A 20,650-nucleotide genomic window follows, 5' to 3' on the forward strand; every position below is an offset into this window, starting at 1 on the left:
ACGTATACTCTTCTAACTCCTATGAAAGCCTCACACATCACACCTCTTTTCGCCTTACTTGCTTTCTCTTTTCCTGGTCGATCACAGACGAAGCCTCTTATTACGCTCGACGAGTTTATGAACGCGACCGAGATACACGATGCGCGCATCTCGCCTGATGGCTCAGCCGTGGTGATCGCAACCGTAGCTCCCGACTGGCAGCAGAATCGTTTCAAAGACGATCTCTGGCTATGGACGCGGTCCAGCGGCACGGTAACCGCATTGACGCACTCTGGACACGATTCGTCTCCAAGATGGTCACCCGATGGCCGCTACATCGCCTTTCAATCCGATCGCCCGGTGACTGGCGTCGAGAAGGAAGAAAACGACAAAGAAAAGGACGAGACCAACCGCATCTGGCTCATTCCCATCAATGGTGGCGAGGCGTTTCCGCTCTATCGAGAGAAGCTCGACGTTCACGCGTTCGCTTGGTCGCCTGACAGTTCCAGCATCAACTTCTCCGCCACCGATCCGCTCCCGAAAGATCAGGAAGACGCTCGGAAGGCAGAATGGAAAGACGTGATCCGCTGGCGCGAGCAGGAGCGCGGCGATGTGCTCCTCGCCTTGCCCATCGACACCGCTATCAATGCGAACGTAAAGACGCCTGAGCCTCACCAGGACAGAAAAGTGCCAGCGGATCGGCCTCAGTATCCTGCGGGCGCGTCCGTCATCACGCACAGCGTCTTCGGGATCGTCGAGATCGTACCCTCCCCTCAAGCGGAACAGATCGCCTTCGAGACCGGTCCTGTCTCGCATCGGCTGGAAGATCCTGCGAAATCAGAACTGTTTCTCGTCTCTGCGAAGGGTGGGGAAGCACGTCAACTCACACACAACCAGGGGCTGGAAGACCATCTGACTTGGACTTCATCAGGCAAAACCATCGACGTGCTGGTGCGCGCTGCCGGAGGATCGATCGAAGGGTCTTACCAGGACGTACAGGGCCGCGTCTATTCGATCGATCTCCAATCGGGACAGGCGACTCGCCTCGGAGGAGACTTCGCGGGGTCGTGGGAAGACCTCGCTGTGACATCCGATGGCAAGGTAATCGCCGCGGGTTTAACTGGCATCGACCAACATCTCTACCGCATTGACGGAGCGAAGTTCGAGAGCATCGCCGCCATGCCAGGTACCTACGCTCAACTCAACTCGTCCCTCCACAACCCGTCGCTGCTATTCACTCATTCAAGCATCACCGAGCCGACACAGGTCTACGTTGCAGCCAGCGTTGCTGAACTCAACGGAGCCAAGCCCGTCACCGCTCTAAATCCTGTCTTCGGCGAGAGATCACGGGTAGAGTGGCGACCCTACCGCTGGAAGTCCTCCGATGGGATCGATGTTGAAGGCGTTCTCATCTATCCGCCCGGAAAGAAGGATGCTCAACACCTGCGCATGCTGACGCTGATCCATGGCGGCCCTGCAGGCGCTGACGGCAACCGCTTCGAAGCGGACTGGTATGACTGGGCGACCCTCGCTGCGGCAAACGGCTGGCTCGTCTTCCGTCCTAACTATCGTGGATCGACTGGATATGGCGACGCTTTTATGTTGGGCATCATGCCACATCTGGTCTCCGCACCCGGACGTGACATCCTCACCGGTGTGGATGCCTTGGTCAAGGACGGCATCGCCGATCCCGATCACCTCACAATCGGCGGTTACAGTTATGGCGGCTACATGACCAACTGGATCATCACGCAGTCCAACCGCTTCAAGGCGGCGGTCACGGGAGCGGGAGCCGTTGAGCACGCAGCCAATTGGGGTAACGACGATCTGACGTGGGACGACGCGTGGTATCTCTCTGGAACCCCTTGGGAGAAGCCTGAGCTCTATCAAAGTGAAGCTGCGCTCTTTCAAATGAACAAAGTCACGACGCCCACTCACATTGTGGGTGGAAATGCTGACGATCGCGTTAGCTACTTTGAACAGGTTCTGTTGGAGCGCGCGCTTTCAAGACTTAACGTGCCGCACGCACTGCTTGTATTTCCCGGTGAAAATCATCCGTTGGACAAGAATCCGTGGCACGGCTACATCAAGGTTCGGGAAGAGCTAAAGTGGCTGGCAAAATATGGTGGCAATTAATTCTCGTCCAGTCACGAACAAAGTGCAGCCGTGATGGACGAGTACTAACCGCCCCCCCTACTGTGAGGTCAGCGCCTTCAAGTACAGATATTCAAACTGGACTCCCGTATAAAAGTCGACGACGCGAATCCGCTCATCGCGTCCATGCGCGCGGTCGTCGTCGCGGTCCACGCCCATGCCCGAGAATCCATAGCTGGGAATACCTGCATTCATTGTGTAGATACTGTCGGAGGCCCCGGTCTCCATCTCAGGGATAACAGGAATACCTGGCCAAACCAACTGCACCGTGGCTTCGAGCGGCCGGAACACCACAGGATTCAAGGGCGGCGGAGCCATAGACTTACGGTCGGAGCCTTTATCGAAGACCTCACCGCCGTCGGTGACATATTGCACCTTCAAGGTTGGGTCCGCGAAGATTCGAATTAACTCCTGACGAATCTCCTCCTGAGAGTGGCCCGGAAATATGCGGCAGTTCACATTGGCTGCAGCGCTCCCGGGCAGAGCATTAGGAGCATGACCCGCGGACATCATAGTCGCAACGCAGGTCGTATGCAGAAGCGAGTTGTAGATCATATCTTTTGAAAGCCTTTGCGCGGCCGCCGGATCAGGCACCGGCCCGGAGACAGCTTTAAGATCGAGAGCCAACTGACCCGTCTCTGTTTTGGAGACACTGGCAAAGTACGCCCGTGTAATCTCGTTCGTTTCAAGTGGAAACGGAGTGTGTTCAAGCCGCCCAAGAGCATCAGACACGTGGTAGATCGCGTTGTCTGGGCGGGGCAGAGAACTGTGTCCACCCGGATTCGTCGCCGTAACGCGAAAATCAGCGTATAGCTTTTCAGTAGCTTCTACCCCCATGCTGATGGCTTTGCCCTTCTCCAATTCAGGCCCTCCAGCGTCTGGATTGATTGCGAATTCTGCGTCGATCAAAGCACGATGATTTTGGAGGAGCCAATCGACGCCGTTTGATTTCCCCCCCTCTTCATCAGCGGTCAGCGCGAGGACGATGTCGCGGTCAGGAACGAAGCCCTCGCGCCGAAGCCTTATAAAACTCTCGACCAGTGCGGCATCGCTGTCCTTCATATCCTGCGTGCCGCGTCCGTAAAAGTAGCCGTCCTTCTCAACGAACTGAAAGGGGTCCGTAGTCCAGTCAGAGCGCTTCGCTTCGACCACATCGATGTGGCCTATCAACAGAACAGGCTTCATGGTCGACCCAGGCTTGCCTCGATAACGGGCCACCATATTTCCCTTCCTGTCATTCGGTCCAAGAACAACAACGTCCGCCTCCGGAAAACCAGCCTCCAGGAGACGCTTCCGCATAGCGTCGGCCGCAACTGTAGTACTGCCGACCGAGTCCGTTGTATTCGTTTCGATGAGCTGCTGGAAGATGTCACGGGCCAGAACTTTGTCAGCCGCAGGCAACAGGTTCGGCTGAGCACAAAGAAAAGACGTAAACAAAACGGGAAGAAGGCAGGAGGCGATCGTTCTCAAGTATCGATCCTTTGCTTAGCGAAGATTGCTGCAGCTCAGGTTTCATATTCGCATGAAAAGCCTCTCTTACCATGAGAAACAAAGTGCATTGCTGTGTAAGCCCATGTGGTAAGGCATGTTTGACGTATAAGACACTGAGTCTCATCGCAACCGCCCGAGATTCCTACAAACGCATTGCACCCGATCCGACTCATTGGCCGGTTGCCTATCAGAAGATCATCGAGATGCAGCGGTCACAGCCCCATTTCAGCGTGGCCGATCTTGGTACGATCAAAGCTCAGACGCTTATCGTGGCAGGAGAGTTCGATTGCATAAAGCCCGAGCACACTGATCAACTGGCAAGGGCTATTCCGGGGGGCGGGAGGAAATCATCAAGGGCGCAACGCATGCGGCACCGCTCCTGCAACCTGATGTCGTCAACCCGCATATTCTGAAGTTTCTTGAGTAGAATCGGGATCGTTCACGCCTTGCCAAATAACGGTTCGTAAAACGATAATATTGAACGATATGCAAGTGATTCTTTGAGTTTTTGTTTCAATAACTTTATCTAAAATGACCGCCTGTTCAGCTCGTCTTGAAAGCATCTTCTAATGGCTCGCGTTTGGATTGCTGATCGAGATGGGCGTACCGGGGCAGTCATCTTGATATCGCGATGACCAGCGAGTTCCTGCACGACTTTGAGGCTCTTACCAGCCTGCACCAAGCTTGAGCAGAAGGTGTGACGATTGTCATGCCAGCGGTACTTCTTCACCTTAGCTTCATTGAGCACAGCAGCTCACCACTTCTTAGGATCGGCGAGCGCAAAACAAACGTCCTTGGTTGGGTGCCTGACCCGGCTCCCCCTCCCGTCGATCTTTACGTCGAAGTCCCATCCTTTTCGGGTCTTGAATCAAGAAATTACTTCCGGCAGCATCGGTATGTATCGCTCCGTCCCACTCTTCGATTCCATTACATGAATTTGCTTGTGCTTCAGGTCCACTCCTGAATCCGTAAGCCCGAACTGTTCTCCCCGCGCATCCCGGTCTGAAGAGAGATAACGAACTCACAAAGGTGCTGCCTCTCCCAATTTGCTTCTTGAGGGCGGCCCTGTTCTTCACACCAGTCGATTCGCCTTTGAATTACCCCGCGGATCGCCTTCTCTTCGTCGGGCTGCAACCAGCGGATTACTCCATTCTTGGGCTTCCGCTGCGACGTTCCCTTCACAGGGTTATCCGTCACCATCTCATCCCTAATGCCTCGCTTGTAAGCGGCACTTAGCATTACACGGTAGCGGTTGACGGATGCATCCGACAACGGTCTCCCTTTTCCCCCTTGCGCGTGACTGTTTGTGAGTCCGTCAAGCCAAGCCTCTGCCTCCCTCGGTTTTAGGCTGGAGGCTGGTTTGTCGCCAAGACCAGCCTTGATTCGATCCAGACGACGCGGAGGATTAACCTGATCTCTGTACTGCGTCGGATGTTCGGCGATGCAAACCTTGAGGTCGTCGCATAGCTCCCCAAGCGTTACGCTCGTGTCCCTATCTGCACGAATAGCCTTCTTTTCTTCCATCGTGAGGAGGGGCTTCTTCGCACTTACCGGAAGCGCCTCAGCTCCCTCTTTGCGTTTGAGGGAGCGAGCATCTTCAGGCCAATTAATGGCTTCTCGCCTGTCCTCCGGCTGAGGTCCGAAGACCTTGCGCACTAGCTTGCCGTTGATCTTGTACCGCGCAGCCTTGCTTCTCGGTCCTCACGCCAATAGACCCCTTGGACATCTTTCGGTTTTGCCCCTCTTGCACGTCCCCCTTAGTCTTGCAAATCCAATCCATAACCATCTTGGGGATACTTCGGGGATACTTTTTGGCGTGATTTCCCGCTACCCGTGCAACAGTTCGCAAGACTAAAGTTATCGCAAATAGCTAGTTAAATGATAGTTAGCTACGCTTAGCGATTCAGCGCGGCGCCGTGCAACAACTCCTTGAACGCACTCCTAACGCGAAGGTCGGCAGTTGGACTCTGCCCCGGGCCACTAAAACTCTAAAACAGAGTTACCCTGGCCTTAAGTTGAAGCGTGCTTCTCCCTCACTGTGGACGTCACAGGTCACTGCGCAAGGGATCGGGTGACCTCCATCAACATTTGCGTCTACGGTGTTACAACGCAAACCATGTCCTACCCTGTCTACAAACGGATTTCAATGCGCTATGCGGTCTGATCCAAATGCCTCTTTTGTAATTTTATGGTTTTTGTGATTTCAACTATGGCAAAACATCGCGAGATGGGAGTAGAGTACGTGGAAATCGATCGACCATAAATAAGTCTTCTGGATTAGGAACGTTAGGAACGACCGGCTGCGGAACTTACTTGCCCGTTGGAGGTGGAACCCAGTCGACACGATCGCAGCTCTTATCCGAGTTTCCGCTGGATTTGCGGTTTCGGCGACCTGCTGGATCGTCAGCTCTATTCCTTGATTGCGTGTTTTCCGTACGGAGACATCTGTCTCCATGGTTGTTGGGGGTGTCCGGCGATGAAGTCCGCATTGCGTAAGCCGTTTGTTCCTGTAGTTGCCTCTTTGTGTCTTCTAACTTGCGCTATTGCAGCCAGCGCAAGTTCTGCGGTCTCATCAGGCGCCGATACGGCGCGAGCAACAAAGCCAGCGCCACCAACGGGAGACATGGTGCTCATCCCTGGGCCGCTGAGATCCTTTCTTCGCATGGCCGGTATCAGCCAGAAGGTCACCCCGGAAGATGTGTTGCCTTTGCTCGCTCGCAATGTGTACCTCCACGGCTACCGGCAAAACTCCCCAACAGAGTTTCTGATCCTGGTTGATCGTTACATCCGTCAGGCGAGAGAACTGCAGATTCTGGCGGGGACGACCAACACAATTCGGGTTGCCGGTTGTGATGACGCTGGCACTCTAGTTCAGATTCTCGGTTACAGGCTGCGGGAAGGATGTGGCCAGAAGAACTTCACGCTGGAAACTGCGAATCCAGAGAGAGCTTTCCTCACCATCGACTCGGGTTTCCCCCTCGTTGAGCTAGAAGAAGCTCTTCAAAAAGGGACACCCTTCAGTTATTCCTATCCCGTCACCCGGGTCCCAGCGTTCTTTCACGAAAGCGATTGGATTGGACTGAGTGCAGGGCCCAGAAGAGGCGACGGAAGCCTTGTAGACGCGCTCTTAAGCGATCCATCCGTAGCTAGACTCTACTGGGCATTTGGCAAAAGTGATAACGAAACCAGAACGACATTGGAAGGATCGCCAGGACTCAGAGCGCTTCTTCCATACGCGAGCGTGCTGGACTTCTACGGAAGTCAGATCTGTATTCACAACGCACATGTGATCGTTCCTGGAGGAGTAGCTGCACAAGCTGAATGGAAGGAATTGGTCGGTGCGAGCCCGGATTCCCCGGGGGACTTTGTTGTTCATTTGCTTGCGAAGGATAGGGGCTGGCTGGCTGCTTACTTCGATGTCTTATCTCGCATCAGCCAGGAACAGCAAAAACATTTCACCGAAACTCCACGTATGAAACAGCTCTATGAGGTGTTTCGCGCGGGCGACTCTGGTACGAATGCGGTGAGAGGTGTATTCCCCAGAGCTCCGCAACTTCTGCTGCTGTTTACTCGCATGCAGTGGGAGTCGAACGGCGAACCCCACGTCCCAGGAGATCTTGCAATTTGGAAGGATATTCTCCTTCAAAAGAGCGATTCCAAAATCGTTCGCGATTGGATCAAACGCGCTAAAAGTTGGAACCGCCCTGAGCAGGTACTCGATGCACTGACTGCCCTTTCCTCGATGGATACCGATGTCGGAGCGCTTCAGATTTATCTCACTTTGAGCGAACTGGATCGCGGGCGTCAACAGGGAAGCAAACTATCTGTCGACACGGTGCGGTTGCTGGCTGACAAGTTTTCCAGGTTCAATAGTTGGTACCTGGTATTTACTGAGTTCCCAGAGGTGAACGATGCTTCCATCGTTCGATTTGTGAACATAGCAGACAATATCGACGGAACCTCTAATCAAACTCTACGTGCGAACGAACTTGGAGCGTTTCAGGCAACCATAGGACTTTGGCAGATACTGGCGCGTCAGGGCGAGATTCCGAGCGCCGAATTGAACAACTCTTGGCAAAAGATGATTGAACCTTTCGCCGCTATCTCTTCGCCTCCCCAACTCTTCGATGGGGTACGCGGTTCGCTGGAAGCGCTCCTGCCTGCGGCCGGCGGTCAGGCACACATCTCACAAGATGAGATCGTCAGCTTGCTTGCAGGTCCTGCTCAAGAGAACTCGGATAGCAGACGAGTACACCTGATATTAACTGGACGAATTAACTCCGTTCTTGAAGATCAACGCTTAGTCTCACTCGATACCCTCTTCGCACTTAGCGATGGACTGAAGGAGATGGAACAGGGAAAGGGCAATGCAGATAGTCTGCTACCGCTTGCGGCAGAGCTTCGCGAGTTCGATATGCCACGCCCCATCTTTACCAACAGCGAGAAGATTAGCTGGGCCCCCCCGAATTACACCGCTCGTCACGCGGAACTGCAGGTTCGAACGGACCTCACGAAGGTCATCAAAACGCCAAGTACGCATGCCCAGCTCGAAGTAGCCCGCGGCCAACTCGCCCCGTTCCTACGGGACACATTGGTCGGTTTGAACTACGCCTACTACGAACCGCCTGGCGCGCAGATGCTTCACCACAATCCCCTTTTTGTCCGCTCGCATGATTTCCTAGGTTTATCAATAGAGGGTTACGATCGGCGATGGAGCACCCCAGTCCTGTTGGGAGCAGGATCACCAGCCGGCGGTGGTGCCTATCTTGTGGGCTCGTTGGCTGACCTGTCTTACGCGCTGGCATCGACAGAGCAGGACTTCATCGCACCGGAGAACGTGCAAGCTCTAATCTGGAAGGACCTCGTTCCGGAGCTTCTAGTAGGCGCTACTCTGCCGCGTTGGTGGAACGTTACACCGAACGAACTTCATGCAGTCGCTCTGTATCAGCGATCAGGGGAGGAGATCTTAACTGCATCCGTAGGAGACGCGCAGCTCAAAGAGAAAGTGACTGTTATTCTCTCTGACCGCATGTCGCCGAAGCGCTTGGAACGAGTAGAAGAGTCTCTGGTTCGTCCGGAAGACGCGGCTGCGCTGCTTCCTCGAATGATGCCGATAGAGACATCGAGCTTGGCCGCCGAGTATCACAAGAGGTTTCCCGACGAAGCCGCCTCGTGGGGACCCGCAAGTCAACAGCTTGCTGACCTCCAGCGCCAGCATTCAGCCGAAGTCAGTTGGGAGCGTATTTCGATCGACTTTGGTGTGCCTCACCCGACGTTAGCTCTGACAAACGCTCGCGAACTGATGAATGTAAAACCATTCCCTTTCTTCGGGTCATATTCCAGCCGCATGTTCGGCGAGTCCTGGGAGTCCAGCAACTTATATTGGGCGCGATTGGCGGACGAGATGGGCTACTCGCCAGTGTCATTGAACAGCCTGATTCCTGAACTGAGCCGACATGCGATCGCCAAAATCTTCGCAACAGAGCCTGAGGATTGGCCTGCGATCCTTCGCGCTGTGCAAGAGACGGGTACGGAGTTTCGTCAGGGCAAAATTGCCGCATTGCCGGCAGGCAACACTACTTCATCTGCGCCAGAGCGGGCAGGGAAAGATGCGATTGCGCAATAGGAGGACTATGACAAAACGACTTCTTTTATTCCTCTGGATAATCTCATTTCCTTTCTATAACATCGGCTCCGGATCCGCTCAGGAAGATGCGTCACGCATTCGAGTAAGCGTGGTCCTTGTGCAACTGAACGTCGCCGTTACCGACGGGAAAGGGAACTACATTAGCGGTCTTAGCCCTGAAGACTTCTCAATCGTTGAAGATAAGATTCCCGAAAAGACAGCCACCTTTGAAGAAGGGAACGAACCACCCCGCAGGTTGATCGACGTTGCTCCCGGAGCTGGTCGAACTCAGCCTCAGAACATCGCAAAGGCATCGGAGCCCAACGATACGGCAGCTACCGGAGATCCAGCGAAGCTTCCTGCCTTGTGGTCTGCTGGTGCCAACGTATTTATTCTCTTCGACACCAGCAACTACATGTACCGCGGGTTCGTATTCGCACAGGATTCCATTGCCGATTTCATTCGCTCTCTCGAGGGTGTTAGCAAGGTGGCTCTCTATTCCTACAGCCGCGACCTGTCACGAGTCTCCACCCTTTCATCCGACAGAACACAGGTTTTGCGTGGTGTCCGCAACACAGTCGCCGGTGATGACGCTGCGCTCTACAACTCGCTCCTGCTAACCGTAAAGGATGCTGCTCAGCTGACAGGAAAGAAGGCGATCGTTGTCTTCTCCAACGGCCCCGACAATGCTAGCTTGGTGCCCCCGGAAGACGTAGCCGAACTTGCCCAATCGACGGGAACAATCATCTACATGATCAGTACACAGCAGGCGGAATCAGAACCGGTCTCAACGGCTGTCTTTGAACGCATGAGTAAGGCGACTGGTGGCAAGGCTTATTTTTCTAAGAGTTGGAGAGATGAAAAACAGGCGTTCAGTTCCATTCGGGATGACCTGGCACACCTCTACACCCTCAGCTACTACCCCCAGCCGAACTCGAATCGGGGGTGGCGCACCATTACCGTGAAACTCGTCGGCAAGAACCTGCAGAAGTACCACGTTCGGACTCGTGACGGATACCGTCTTCTTCAACAGACACAGCCTTCCACAGACAGCATGCCAGCACCTGGAGCGGAATCAGCTTCGCAATGAGACAGAGATAAATACCTCCGCCGTTGTTCATCCGATAAGCCTTTCTTCGGCCTAGCTTTCTTGAACTCCGCTCTCTGTTGGTGCAGTCGCGCCATCAAACAGTTCCGTTTTTCGAAAAGTATCCCTCACGAAGACAAAGCACTCACTCGAGAGTCTGCTTTCACCGTACGTCGTCCGATGTAGAAAGACGTAGACACCCGTTTTATCTGGGGCTTACTTTGATGTTTTAGACGTTAGTGGCGGAGAGACAGGGATTCGAACCCTGGATACCTTGCGGTATACACGCTTTCCAAGCGTGCGCCTTCAGCCACTCGGCCATCTCTCCGCAATTTGCGGCCTTTTTTGAATCTAACACAATCCGAGCTTCTTAGAGCGGCTAACGACCGTTCCCAATCCTCACGGAACCTGCGCATCGACGTTTTGCTTCATGATCGCCGCCGACTTCAGCTCTACTGGCACCCCGTGAGTCAGATATCGTCGCAACGTCGACCGGTCGCCCCAGTTGATCTGCCATCCATGATCGATGGCTATCAAAATGTATTGCCCTGGAATTACGCTTGCAATATCAAAGCTCCCATCTGTATTGGTCTGGTCTTGGCGCAAAAACCTGATTGAATCAGGTTCTTCGATTGTGATTGGGACGAGCAAAACCATGGCACCAATCACTGGCTTTCCCCCAAGCGTCGCGATCCCACTCAGGCTGGCGCGGCCACTGGCAACATGGACTGTCAAAGTTGACTCGCCCGCCGACAGCATCACATATCTTCCCGATGTGTCGGATCCTGTCGCGCTAAGCCCGGTGAGAAAAACATTCGGTCGCCCCTGCAAGACAACTTCGTAACGCCCCGGAGGCACCTCCATCACGCTATCCGTATCTGGATTTCTCTGTCCACGTCGCCCAGTGTTGATGAAGCTCCCAATATCACCTTGGGACGAAAAACTTCCTCGCTGTGTGTCGGTGTCGATCAAGTTGACGCGCAAAGCCCCATTGCGACCTTCTTCAGACCCTGAACTAGCCTCTGCGAGGCCGTCGAAGTGAATCGTGACCCGAGCCATGTCACGAGAGGAAACGCTCAAATCGAGTGTTCGCGCAGAGTTTGCCGTCACCTCTACCACCGTGGAATGGCTTTCCTGGTTTGGCATAGCGAGCCTCACCTGATAGAGTCCCGGCGTCAACCCTCCTATATCAAATTGTCCTTGTCCGTCCTGACGAGTAGTCAAGCTTAGGCCACCCCCGCTGGGATCGACCGGCTGCACCATCGGAAACGCCGGAGTCAGTCGATCCCCGCCAGAGTTAGGCGATCGAGGCGGAGGCGCAATACGCAGGTGGATTGACGGTATCGGAACGAGACGAAAATCCGCCTCGCGCGCATCCCCCGCATGCAACACGATCGTCTCCGCCAGAGCGGCATCGCCAGTACCTGGAAACCACGTCACAGGATAGGCCATATCAAGCGATGGTTCCAAAGCTGTGGCGCCGCCACTGAATTGAGCTCCCTGTTGCAATGCGGCGGCGTACCACGGACGGGCCTGCACTGTCAGACGATAGCCTCCAGGCGACACGTTCGTCAGTTCGTATCTGCCCCGATCATCGGTCTGCGTCGCTGCGCGCGTCCCTCCAAGAGGTTGCGGACCTCCCGGACTCGGTGGCGGCACACTGTGAAGCGCGATCTGCGCGCCCCTTACAGCTTCGCCAGCCTCGTCCAGAACGACGCCGGTGATGACTGCCTCAGGGCTCAAGTTGAAACGTAGATCTAGCGTCGGCGATTCGGAAGTCAACACAACCGACGACGAAAAACCTTGGTGCTCATCGTAATCCTGGGTAACGAAACCTCGAGCGCTCGCCGTCAAACGCCACGAGCCCGCCGAAGGGAGCGTAATCGTGAAGCGGCCTTGTTCATCTGCATCGGCGTTATTGGCCAAGGCAGGGAATTGACGGTTTGCGCCTCTCCCTCGCGTCGATACAGGACTCGCCGTGATGTGGCAGGGAGTTACAGGGCTTTCTCCCACGCTGTTCACCACAACTCCGGTGATCTCATAGCGCACGTTCTTCGTGTTGTGCTTGGTCTCCGGCTTTGTCTGCGCAGAGATCGGCGGCTGTGCAATTCCTCCGCACACACACGCCACTACAAAAAAAGTCAGGCCGCTCAAAGAGTTGCATCTCACGGAACCACCTCCGCGACGGGGACGGCATCCAGATTCAAAGTCGGTTTATCACCAGCACTGATGCTGATGAAATGCACTTGAGCATTGAATGGAGCAATACTCTCTGGGTCTCGGTAATCAGCCGAGTGGCGTTGCTCAAAAGCGACCACCTGGTAACTACCGGGCGGCAGATGCGCAAAACTATAACTGCCTGAAGCACTGCTGCGCGTCGTGTACACGGACTGAACGCTGGCGTTTGTCGGAATCAAATAGATCCAACATGCACTCGGATCACCTTTCAACTTGACCTCACCTTGCAGGCCGCCCATCTCGTTACTCACCACAACGCGAATAGGAGTACCTGCTGCCCCCGGCGCAACAACAAGTTCATCCTGTAGCAGATCGGAGTCGCCATAACTGACGGATTTGACATACCAACCACCGTTGTTGCGTGCGGCTAATCGATAGCTCCCCGGGGGCACTATGAACACGGAGCTCTGGTCTCGGCGACTCGCCAGTCGAACACTCGAGTCGCCGCGATCCGGGTCAGTTTGTTCGCTCTGTAGAGTCAGCCCCATCTGCTGCAGATTTGGAGATGAACTATCCGACGTTGACGCTCCGTCGACAACAAGCTCCACAGGAATCGCCGGGATAGGAAAAAACTGCAACACCACTCCCGAGATATCGTGATCCGGTACTGTCACCGTCGTCTCTGCCTGCTCCGGAGCCTCTGGGTCGCCCATCATGCGAGCAGTCAGGGTGTAGGTTCCCTGAGGCAGTTGAATCTTTATCTCCCCGCTCAACCCACTTATCGTTGGTCCGACCGATAACGCGCTTCCGTTGCTGGAACGCGCCGAGATTCTGGTAAAGCCACGCCCGGACGGAGGCTGTGTGGTTGCCGTAACCGCATGGGTGGGGCTGACAGCAGGCCGAAGTTCAAAATGTTGTTCCTCGCCACTGTGAATTCGAATCATACGGGAAGTATTTGATGAATTTTCGTTCGGAACTGTAGCAGGCAGAACGGCTTCTCCTGTTGTACGATCCTGAGGCGCATATCGAGTCTCCAGTCTGTAGTCCCCAGCCTGCACAGGGATTCGAAAGTTGCCATGCGAATCCGTCTGTGCCTGTCCAGCTGAAATCCACCGATGACCGACGTCGTCATAAACGTTGCGCTGAGCACTAACCGCGATATGCGGCAGGGGAGTACCGTCTGGCGCCGTTAGAGTCCCAGTCAACAAAGCCTCGGGGTACAGACGAACTTCAAGCGGAGACCCGAGTTGAGCCGCGCTCAAGAACAGATTGACCGGCTCGGAAAACTCCGTGCCGGCGTAGTACCCCGGTTTGCTGACCAGGACATTTGCACTGGCCTCCGTATTCTGATCAAACCGAAACTTACCCTCGTGATCCGTCAGAACTGCCCGATCATTGAGACGGACCAGGGCACGAGACACGGGAGCGCCAGTGCTGGCATTGACAACCTGACCCGTAACAGAACTTGGAATAGCCGAGGTCGCTGTCGAAGGGTTCGACCCTAAATTATCGCTCGAGGTAATGCTTCCCATCTGCGCATTCAATGTCGTTAATGAAACAGACCAAAGACAATAAACAACGAGCCGTGAATACGAAGCCCAGATGGGTCGAAGTCTATGAATGATTCGATCTGACAGCACCAACAGGTACCTCGCGGGCAGGCAGAAATAAGACGCCCCCAAACTGGTTTTAGTGAGGTGCAGCGTTCGCCCCTTCGCACAACCGTACGCAATCGTAGCCCATCTGCAGTTCACGATACTTCAATAGACGCGGCAGAAACCTGGATAGCGGCATCTCAGTAGAGAGAGACCCACCAATAGACCGTCCCATTGGATTTAAAGTGTCACATGTAATCGCAAGTTCTGTACCGATACAGGACAGAGACACCCCTGGGGGCTGCCGAATCTCACGCTAGGGTGAACCGACCAGGCAAATGTTCGCACCTTGCCTCGCTAATTTCTGGATACTCAATCCTCCATTGCGTTCCCTTCTGCTTGCCATCAAGAAGAGACTGGTCAAGCATTCCACTGTACCTAAAAAATGTTTTTAAAGATGTTATGTATCAACTTTTTATGCCTTCGTAACATTTGACTGTTATCAAGGCTCTGCGCTGTAGATTCATGTTTTCCCGGATCGACTCCCACGATCCGCGTTCATCGTCAAATCCAGCCGATAGAAGGAGCTTCAGGTCAACACCTCGAACTATTCAGCAGAGTACGGGCGAGCAGCCGGTGGTGTCATTAACACCGTAACCAAGAGCGGCGGTAATCAGCTTCATGGCGAACTTTTTTTCTACGATCGCGACAACAACCTCGGGGGAGCAGTCAATCCATACACCCTGTTGACTATGCCCAATGCCTCCGGCGCCTATGTCACCTCTCCGTATAACCCCAAAGACTGGCGCAAGCAATGGGGCTCTCTCCCCGCATCTTCAAAATCCGCAGGTCCACGAGGCTGATCTTGCCATCGAACAAGACCTCGGCAACAACACCACCTTCGCCGTCACCTATATGGGCTCTTTCGGTCGTGAACTCGACAGCTCCAACGATACAAACGTCAGCTCCGTTGGTAACGGCACCATCTCCTACACGGTGAACAACAACACCACGCAGACGGTAGCTCCCGGCGCCTACGTCACCCTGCCGCACGGAGGGAAGAATCCTCCACTTGCCAACGGCTTCGTCTATTCCACCACGCTCTTCACCGTACAAACCGCCCCAATCTAAACTATGGCGACATCCTCGAGATCGCCAGCAACGTCAACTCCGCATACAACGCTCTGGCCATCCAGTTGAATCACCGCTACAGCAACGGACTATCCATCCTGTCCAACATTACCTGGTCTCATGCGCTTGACTTCAATCCCTACATCGGGACAGGTGTTCCCACCTTCAACGTCTTCGATCCAATAGACCTCCGCAAAGAGCATGACAACAACTCGCTGGACGTTCGTCACCGCTTCGTCTTCGCGGGTATCTATCAGCCGCCGGTCCACGTCGATGGCTGGAAGAAGTATCTGGCCGACGGCTGGAGGATCGCACCAGTCATCCAGATCCAGAATGGCCTGCCATATACGCCAACGGTCAGCGGAGGTACCAGCCTGGGAGAGTTCAAGAGTATCAACGGTGTAGGATCGAGCGCGGATCGAATCGATATTCTGGGCCGGAATCAGGTCACGATGCCGAAGACCGCCAACGTAGATCTGCGCGTGGGAAAGAACTTCTATCTATCCGATAGCCGCTTCGGCAGCTACCGCTTGGAGATCTTTGCCGAGGCATTCAACCTGCTCAACCACCAGAACATCACCAGCGTCTCTCATGGTTTGTACTCCATAAGCAGCGGTACTGCCACCACACCAAATACTCTCAATTGTGTACAGAACTACGGCACCTACCTCAACGCCAACAGCAACAACACCTACAGCCAACGGCAGATGCAGATCTCCGCGCGGCTTCACTTCTAACCCAAGCGAAAATTCCGTAACAAACGTAGCGCCTTCGGGTCGCTACGTTTGTTTCAGGAGGGTCTACGGCCGAGGGCGCGACTCAGCCATGACGAGCTAATAATGTGTAGCTTTTAGATTGATCTCTTTGGAGTTTTACTTGAATAGTTTCGCTGCTTCGCCCGGTTTACAACGTGCCGCGATCGTTTTGGTTGCACTTGGTCTGGGACCTTTCACTCACGCTCAACAAAGCTCGCAATCCCGGTAACTTCCCATGCTCCTGTACCAACGCTCAATGTCACAAGTCGTCTGGTCCTCGTTGATGTCGTAGTAACAGACAAGAATGGCAATCCTGTTACTGATCTGACGAAGGACGACGTCGCAATCTACGAGGATAAAGCGCCTGAGCGCGTGGTGTCCTTCGAGCCGCCATCTTCACATACGCTGCCTGCCGGAAACGCAGTTGTCTCGTTTGATCCTGACGAGCAAAAAGCTTTGGACAGTCGCCTGTAACAATTCTGGTTCTCGACGAGCTCAACACCCATTTTGAGGACTCTTCGTTTGCCGTCCGGTCCGTCAAACAGTATCTCGACGCGCGGCCTGCGCTCCTTACGCAGCCAACCACTCTAATGCTGGTATCGGACAATAAATTTCGTGTCCTGCAGACCTTCACCCGCGATCGCGACCTTCTTTTGAAGGCACTCCACGATCAAGCCGTTCACTACGCATGGAAATTGGAAGGCGATAAGAGCATCGGCTACGGTACGCTCGAACGCCTCGATCAGTCGCTTAACGCGCTAGAGCAGATTGCGCAAGCCACTGCACGCATTCAAGGCCGCAAAAACCTGGTATGGGTTGGGCAAGGCTTCCCCAGTATCGACCCAAGCGAACTTAAAACGAAAGACCAAGATCTCATCAACGGCACCATTCAACACATCACCAATCTCTTGCTCGATACGCGAGTCGCCCTGTACGCTGTGGATCCAACCACGAGTGCCGCGGGCATGGTCGAGATTACCGATCCCACCCAACTCGAGTTCGCGCAGGCTGCGGGCGACTCCTTCGTCACCAATGCAGACCCTTTTGGATCTCAGTTGGACTTCGATAGATTAGGTCCTGTCACCGGCGGCCGCGTGATCCGTGGCATGAACGATATCGATAAGCAGATCGCAAACTTCGTGGACCTCGGTACTAAGTTTTACACCATTGGTTACTCCCCCTCCGATTCGAACAGCGCACCACGCCAGTATCGAAATATCCGAGTTGTCTGTCTTCGTCCCGGGCTGACAGTAACTGCGCGCAACGGATATTACGCAACGCCCCCAGCCAGTCAAAGTTCAAAGGAAGCACTCATCTACGATCTCAACGCGGCTGCGCTTAGCTCCATTCCGCTCACCGCGTTGAAGGTGACCATCGACGCTGCTAAATCGGAGAAGGCTTCAGCAGGTACCTATGTCGTCCATGTGGATGTCTCAACTCTCACCTGGCATCCCACAAACGAAGGTACAAGCACTGCGAAGGTGGCGGTTCTGGTCGTTGGTCTGTCATCGAAAGATAAAATTATCTCTCACACCCTGCAGAGTATGTCCGCCATGACAAAGGGCGCAGCGGATCTTTCGACCTCCAGAAAGAGCGCAGATTTTCTCATTACTAGCCGACTGCCAAGAGGTGCTGACCGCTTGCGCTTTGTCGTACGAGAGATGGACACGGGACGCATGGGCACTGAGGAGATCTCTCTCCGTGAAGCTAGGCAAAATTGACGATCATGTTGACGAAGCGAACCTGAAAGGGAATCGAGACACAGCTATTTGGGAAGGAGTCCGCGACCAAAAGCGCTCACTCTGAACAAAGTTAAGGCGCATTTGCATACTCGCGGCTCCGATGATGCTGTGACAACATGACGAATTGTAAGGTTAGTAGATCAATTTGAATCTGACGATATAACGATCTGAGCTGAAAGTGATTCCAGTAGATGTTTCGTGTATAAGCCCCTAGCTACAAACTTCACGCCATCCCTGATCATCATCAGTAAAACTTGCTCTCCATCTTTATCGATCGAAGTGACCCCATCGACGTCGACGACACAATTCTTGCCAGTCTGACAAATTCGGTTTGAGCGCCAATTTTCGGTCAATTCTTCAATGGAGGATCCAGCCAGACGGCCTTGAAGAATCCATCGTTGCTCTGATGCGTTCTCGGTTACCGTGATTCGTAACATGTTGCTCTTCCTTGCGGTCTGGCCATATCGATGTTTTCTTCACGGAACATACCCGTCAACCTTCCGACAACAAACCCGTGATTTCTCCATTCTGTTTTTGTTTCAACGAGCTTATCAGCGATTGAACAGATTCCCTGCAATTCGCATGCCGAAAATGCAGTCATTTTTTCACGGTAAGCGTAATCCGATAAGCGGAAGATCTGAGAAGTTTACGAGGAAGTATGCCTACAGACTGGCAGTGTGCCAAACCGTTGGCAGGCTAAGTGGTGTTGAGGCTAGGGTCTTGGTGGGCGGGTGATGCCAAGTTTCTGCATCCGAAATTGCAACGTCGGACGCTTCATCCCAAGTTTCGCGGCCGCACCGTTTGGGCCGGCAAATACCCAGTTGGTCTGCTCCAACACCGAGAGAATATGTCTTCTTTCGACCTCTTCGAGAGTCGCGGCGCCATTTGTGTAGCCATTCGTGTCAGGAGATTTAGATTTCAAATCAGCCAATGAAACTTTCAGCACGGGACCCTTCGTTAGGATGACGGCCCGTTCGATAATGTTTTGCAATTCACGAATGTTTCCGGGCCATGAGTAGTTGGACAGAGCGTTCATGGTTTCCGCGGGAATTGTGTCGATCTCCTTCGTCATGTTGCGGGCAAAATGTTGTGCGAAGTGGCGAACAAGAAACGGAATATCTTCTCTTCGCTCTCTGAGCGGAGGAACGAAGATTGGGAATACGTTCAGCCGGTAAAACAGATCAGAGCGGAACTTCTGCTCCTCCACCATTGTGTTCAAATGTCGATTCGTGGCTGCGATGAGTCGAGCATCTGTGCACAGCGTGCGCGAACTGCCTAAGCGTTCATATTCACGTTCCTGCAAAACGCGTAAGAGCTTCGGTTGCAGATCAATAGAAATCTCGCTGATTTCGTCGAGAAATATAGTTCCCTGAGATGCCAATTCGAACCGGCCGATCCGTTGTGCGATAGCCCCTGTAAACGCTCCCTTCTCGTGTCCAAACAACTCGCTCTCAAGCAGGCCGGTAGGAATCGCTGCGCAGTTTAGTTTAACGAACGAATGCCGTCGTCGCAGGCTCAGGTTATGGACAGCTCGAGCAATAAGCTCCTTTCCGCTGCCTGTTTCGCCCTGGATGAGAACAGTAGAATTAGTCGGCGCGACTGCTTCTACTTGGCGCAGTACCTGGCTGAGCGCAGCGCTATTTCCTACGATCTCTTCGAAGTTGAGTTCACTCCGAATCTCATCTTCCAAATAAAGCTTTTCTTGTTTAAGTTGATCCGATAGCTCCGTAATCCGGCGATAAGCAAATGCATTGTCAATTGCGATGGCTACCTGTCCGGCTATCTGTGAGAGAAATTCGACATCGGGCGAGGTAAAAGCATTTTTCTGAAGCCTCACCAAACAGAAAACTCCGAGAGTACTATTGCGCCTGATGAGTGGAAGCAAACAGATGGTCTCCAGCTTGTTTGCTGGGATAGCCCAATTATCAAAGCCAGACCTGCTTAGTTCTTCAAGATCACCGATCCACGGTTTCCCAGAACGAAAGACCTTTCCCGCAAGCGATCGATCGAGTGGGATCGGTACGTCATGACGCAGAATGTCTACTCCACCAGGAAAATCCAACGTGTAGAGTTGAAGTTGATTGTCGGTCGTATCTGGCAAAATAAGCGCTACGCCATCTAAGTGCATGGTTTTGCGAATGCTTGGAGAGATGGATCGAAGAACTTCTCGCGGCTCTAGATTGGACGCAACGCTGTTATTTAAATCGAGGACGAGTTGCAACTTTCTGCGTTCGCTCTCCAGTTGAGCTCGCACGACTTCTGAATGAGAGAAGTTAAGGCAGTCGTCGACTGCCAACGCAACATAGTCTGCAACAAGAGTTAGAAGGTCAACTTCGCTCTTCGGAAATGAGACAGGGCTTCTCCTTGCGAAGCAGAGAACCCCCAGGCGGTGGAGCGCCGTATTAAGAGGAAATGCACAAAGAGACTGGTTCCCCCGCACACGAAAAGACTGGGCGATGCTACGAAACTCAGTTTCATGGAGCAATGAAACAACAATTGGGTGCGGCTGATCAGAAACGATCTGATAGATCTCTGAGCGCCATGTCTCTAGTTCAGAGTCCGCAATGACGGAGCCATCGCGACTGACTACGTTGCATGACAATGCGCCATCGTCGATCAGAACGACGGCAGTCGCATCTGAGTCCACCAGATCGGACAGCAAGGAAGGCAAGAAATTCAGAAGCTGGTTCGGCTCCGAATAAGCCTCCAAGCCACGTAAAGAGCGCAGAAACTCCTCAATCTGCGTGGCTTGCAGACGAATCTCGCCAGAGGGCACACGCTGGGGATGAAAACTTCTCATATTCAGCTGAATGACCTCCTCTTGTTTATGAATGACTCCATAGATGAGTTATCTAGGCTGAAGGTGGCAAAAATTGCACCAACCGAAACACCTCTCATCGAGAATGTCATTC

General features: G+C 53.6%; 12 protein-coding genes and 1 tRNA gene. 6 read left to right on the forward strand and 7 right to left on the reverse strand.

Annotated elements, in window-relative coordinates:
- Positions 1-117: 117 nt before the first annotated feature.
- Positions 118-2,115 (forward strand): prolyl oligopeptidase family serine peptidase, encoded by a 1,998-nt coding sequence (locus tag RBB82_RS21630; protein ID WP_433972801.1) that lies wholly within the window; start codon positions 118-120, stop codon positions 2,113-2,115.
- Positions 2,116-2,172: 57 nt separating this feature from the next.
- Here the strand turns inward: RBB82_RS21630 and RBB82_RS21635 are convergent, their stop codons facing one another.
- From RBB82_RS21635 to RBB82_RS21645, 3 genes are all read right to left on the reverse strand, one after another.
- Positions 2,173-3,603, reverse strand: a complete 1,431-nt coding sequence (locus tag RBB82_RS21635; RefSeq protein ID WP_433972802.1) for a M20/M25/M40 family metallo-hydrolase — start codon at positions 3,601-3,603, stop codon at positions 2,173-2,175.
- A gap of 547 nt (positions 3,604-4,150) precedes the next feature.
- Positions 4,151-4,372: a tyrosine-type recombinase/integrase gene (locus tag RBB82_RS21640; protein WP_433972803.1), complete on the reverse strand. Its 222-nt coding sequence runs from the start codon at positions 4,370-4,372 to the stop codon at positions 4,151-4,153.
- Positions 4,373-4,572: 200 nt separating this feature from the next.
- A complete protein-coding gene (locus RBB82_RS21645; protein WP_433972804.1) occupies positions 4,573-5,280 on the reverse strand; it encodes a hypothetical protein in 708 nt (235 codons plus the stop codon).
- 967 nt (positions 5,281-6,247) lie between these two features.
- Between RBB82_RS21645 and RBB82_RS21650 the strand changes: the two genes are divergently transcribed.
- Entirely contained in the window at positions 6,248-9,250 is a 3,003-nt protein-coding gene (locus tag RBB82_RS21650) for a hypothetical protein (RefSeq protein ID WP_433972805.1), read from the forward strand.
- A gap of 7 nt (positions 9,251-9,257) precedes the next feature.
- The gene (locus RBB82_RS21655; RefSeq protein WP_433972807.1) at positions 9,258-10,340 is read left to right on the forward strand and encodes a VWA domain-containing protein; all 1,083 of its coding nucleotides are present in this window, start codon (positions 9,258-9,260) and stop codon (positions 10,338-10,340) included.
- A 237-nt stretch (positions 10,341-10,577) separates the two neighbouring features.
- Here the strand turns inward: RBB82_RS21655 and RBB82_RS21660 are convergent.
- The 3 genes from RBB82_RS21660 to RBB82_RS21670 all read right to left on the reverse strand — a co-directional run bounded on the left by RBB82_RS21660 (position 10,578) and on the right by RBB82_RS21670 (position 14,047).
- Positions 10,578-10,665: transfer RNA gene (locus tag RBB82_RS21660), tRNA-Ser, on the reverse strand.
- A gap of 71 nt (positions 10,666-10,736) precedes the next feature.
- The gene (locus RBB82_RS21665; protein ID WP_433972808.1) at positions 10,737-12,506 is read right to left on the reverse strand and encodes a carboxypeptidase regulatory-like domain-containing protein; all 1,770 of its coding nucleotides are present in this window, start codon (positions 12,504-12,506) and stop codon (positions 10,737-10,739) included.
- Positions 12,503-14,047: a carboxypeptidase-like regulatory domain-containing protein gene (locus RBB82_RS21670; RefSeq protein ID WP_433972809.1), complete on the reverse strand. Its 1,545-nt coding sequence runs from the start codon at positions 14,045-14,047 to the stop codon at positions 12,503-12,505. Before RBB82_RS21670 ends, RBB82_RS21665 begins: the two co-directional genes overlap by 4 nt.
- Positions 14,048-14,884: 837 nt before the next feature.
- Here RBB82_RS21670 and RBB82_RS21675 point away from each other — a divergent pair.
- From RBB82_RS21675 to RBB82_RS21685, 3 genes are all read left to right on the forward strand, one after another.
- On the forward strand, positions 14,885-15,241 hold the full coding sequence (locus tag RBB82_RS21675; RefSeq protein ID WP_433972810.1) for a hypothetical protein: 357 nt from the start codon (positions 14,885-14,887) through the stop codon (positions 15,239-15,241).
- Positions 15,242-15,306: 65 nt separating this feature from the next.
- Positions 15,307-15,978 carry a hypothetical protein gene (locus tag RBB82_RS21680; protein WP_433972811.1) on the forward strand — a complete coding sequence of 224 codons (672 nt, stop codon included), beginning with the start codon at positions 15,307-15,309 and terminating at the stop codon, positions 15,976-15,978.
- A gap of 497 nt (positions 15,979-16,475) precedes the next feature.
- A complete protein-coding gene (locus RBB82_RS21685) occupies positions 16,476-17,717 on the forward strand; it encodes a VWA domain-containing protein (RefSeq protein WP_433975436.1) in 1,242 nt (413 codons plus the stop codon).
- Between the two features lie 733 nt (positions 17,718-18,450).
- Here the strand turns inward: RBB82_RS21685 and RBB82_RS21690 are convergent.
- Positions 18,451-20,538: a sigma 54-interacting transcriptional regulator gene (locus RBB82_RS21690; RefSeq protein WP_433972812.1), complete on the reverse strand. Its 2,088-nt coding sequence runs from the start codon at positions 20,536-20,538 to the stop codon at positions 18,451-18,453.
- Between the last annotated feature and the right edge of the window lie 112 nt (positions 20,539-20,650).

The sequence above is a fragment of the Tunturiibacter lichenicola genome, assembly GCF_051013355.1.
Taxonomy (GTDB): Bacteria; Acidobacteriota; Terriglobia; order Terriglobales; family Acidobacteriaceae; genus Edaphobacter; species Edaphobacter lichenicola_F.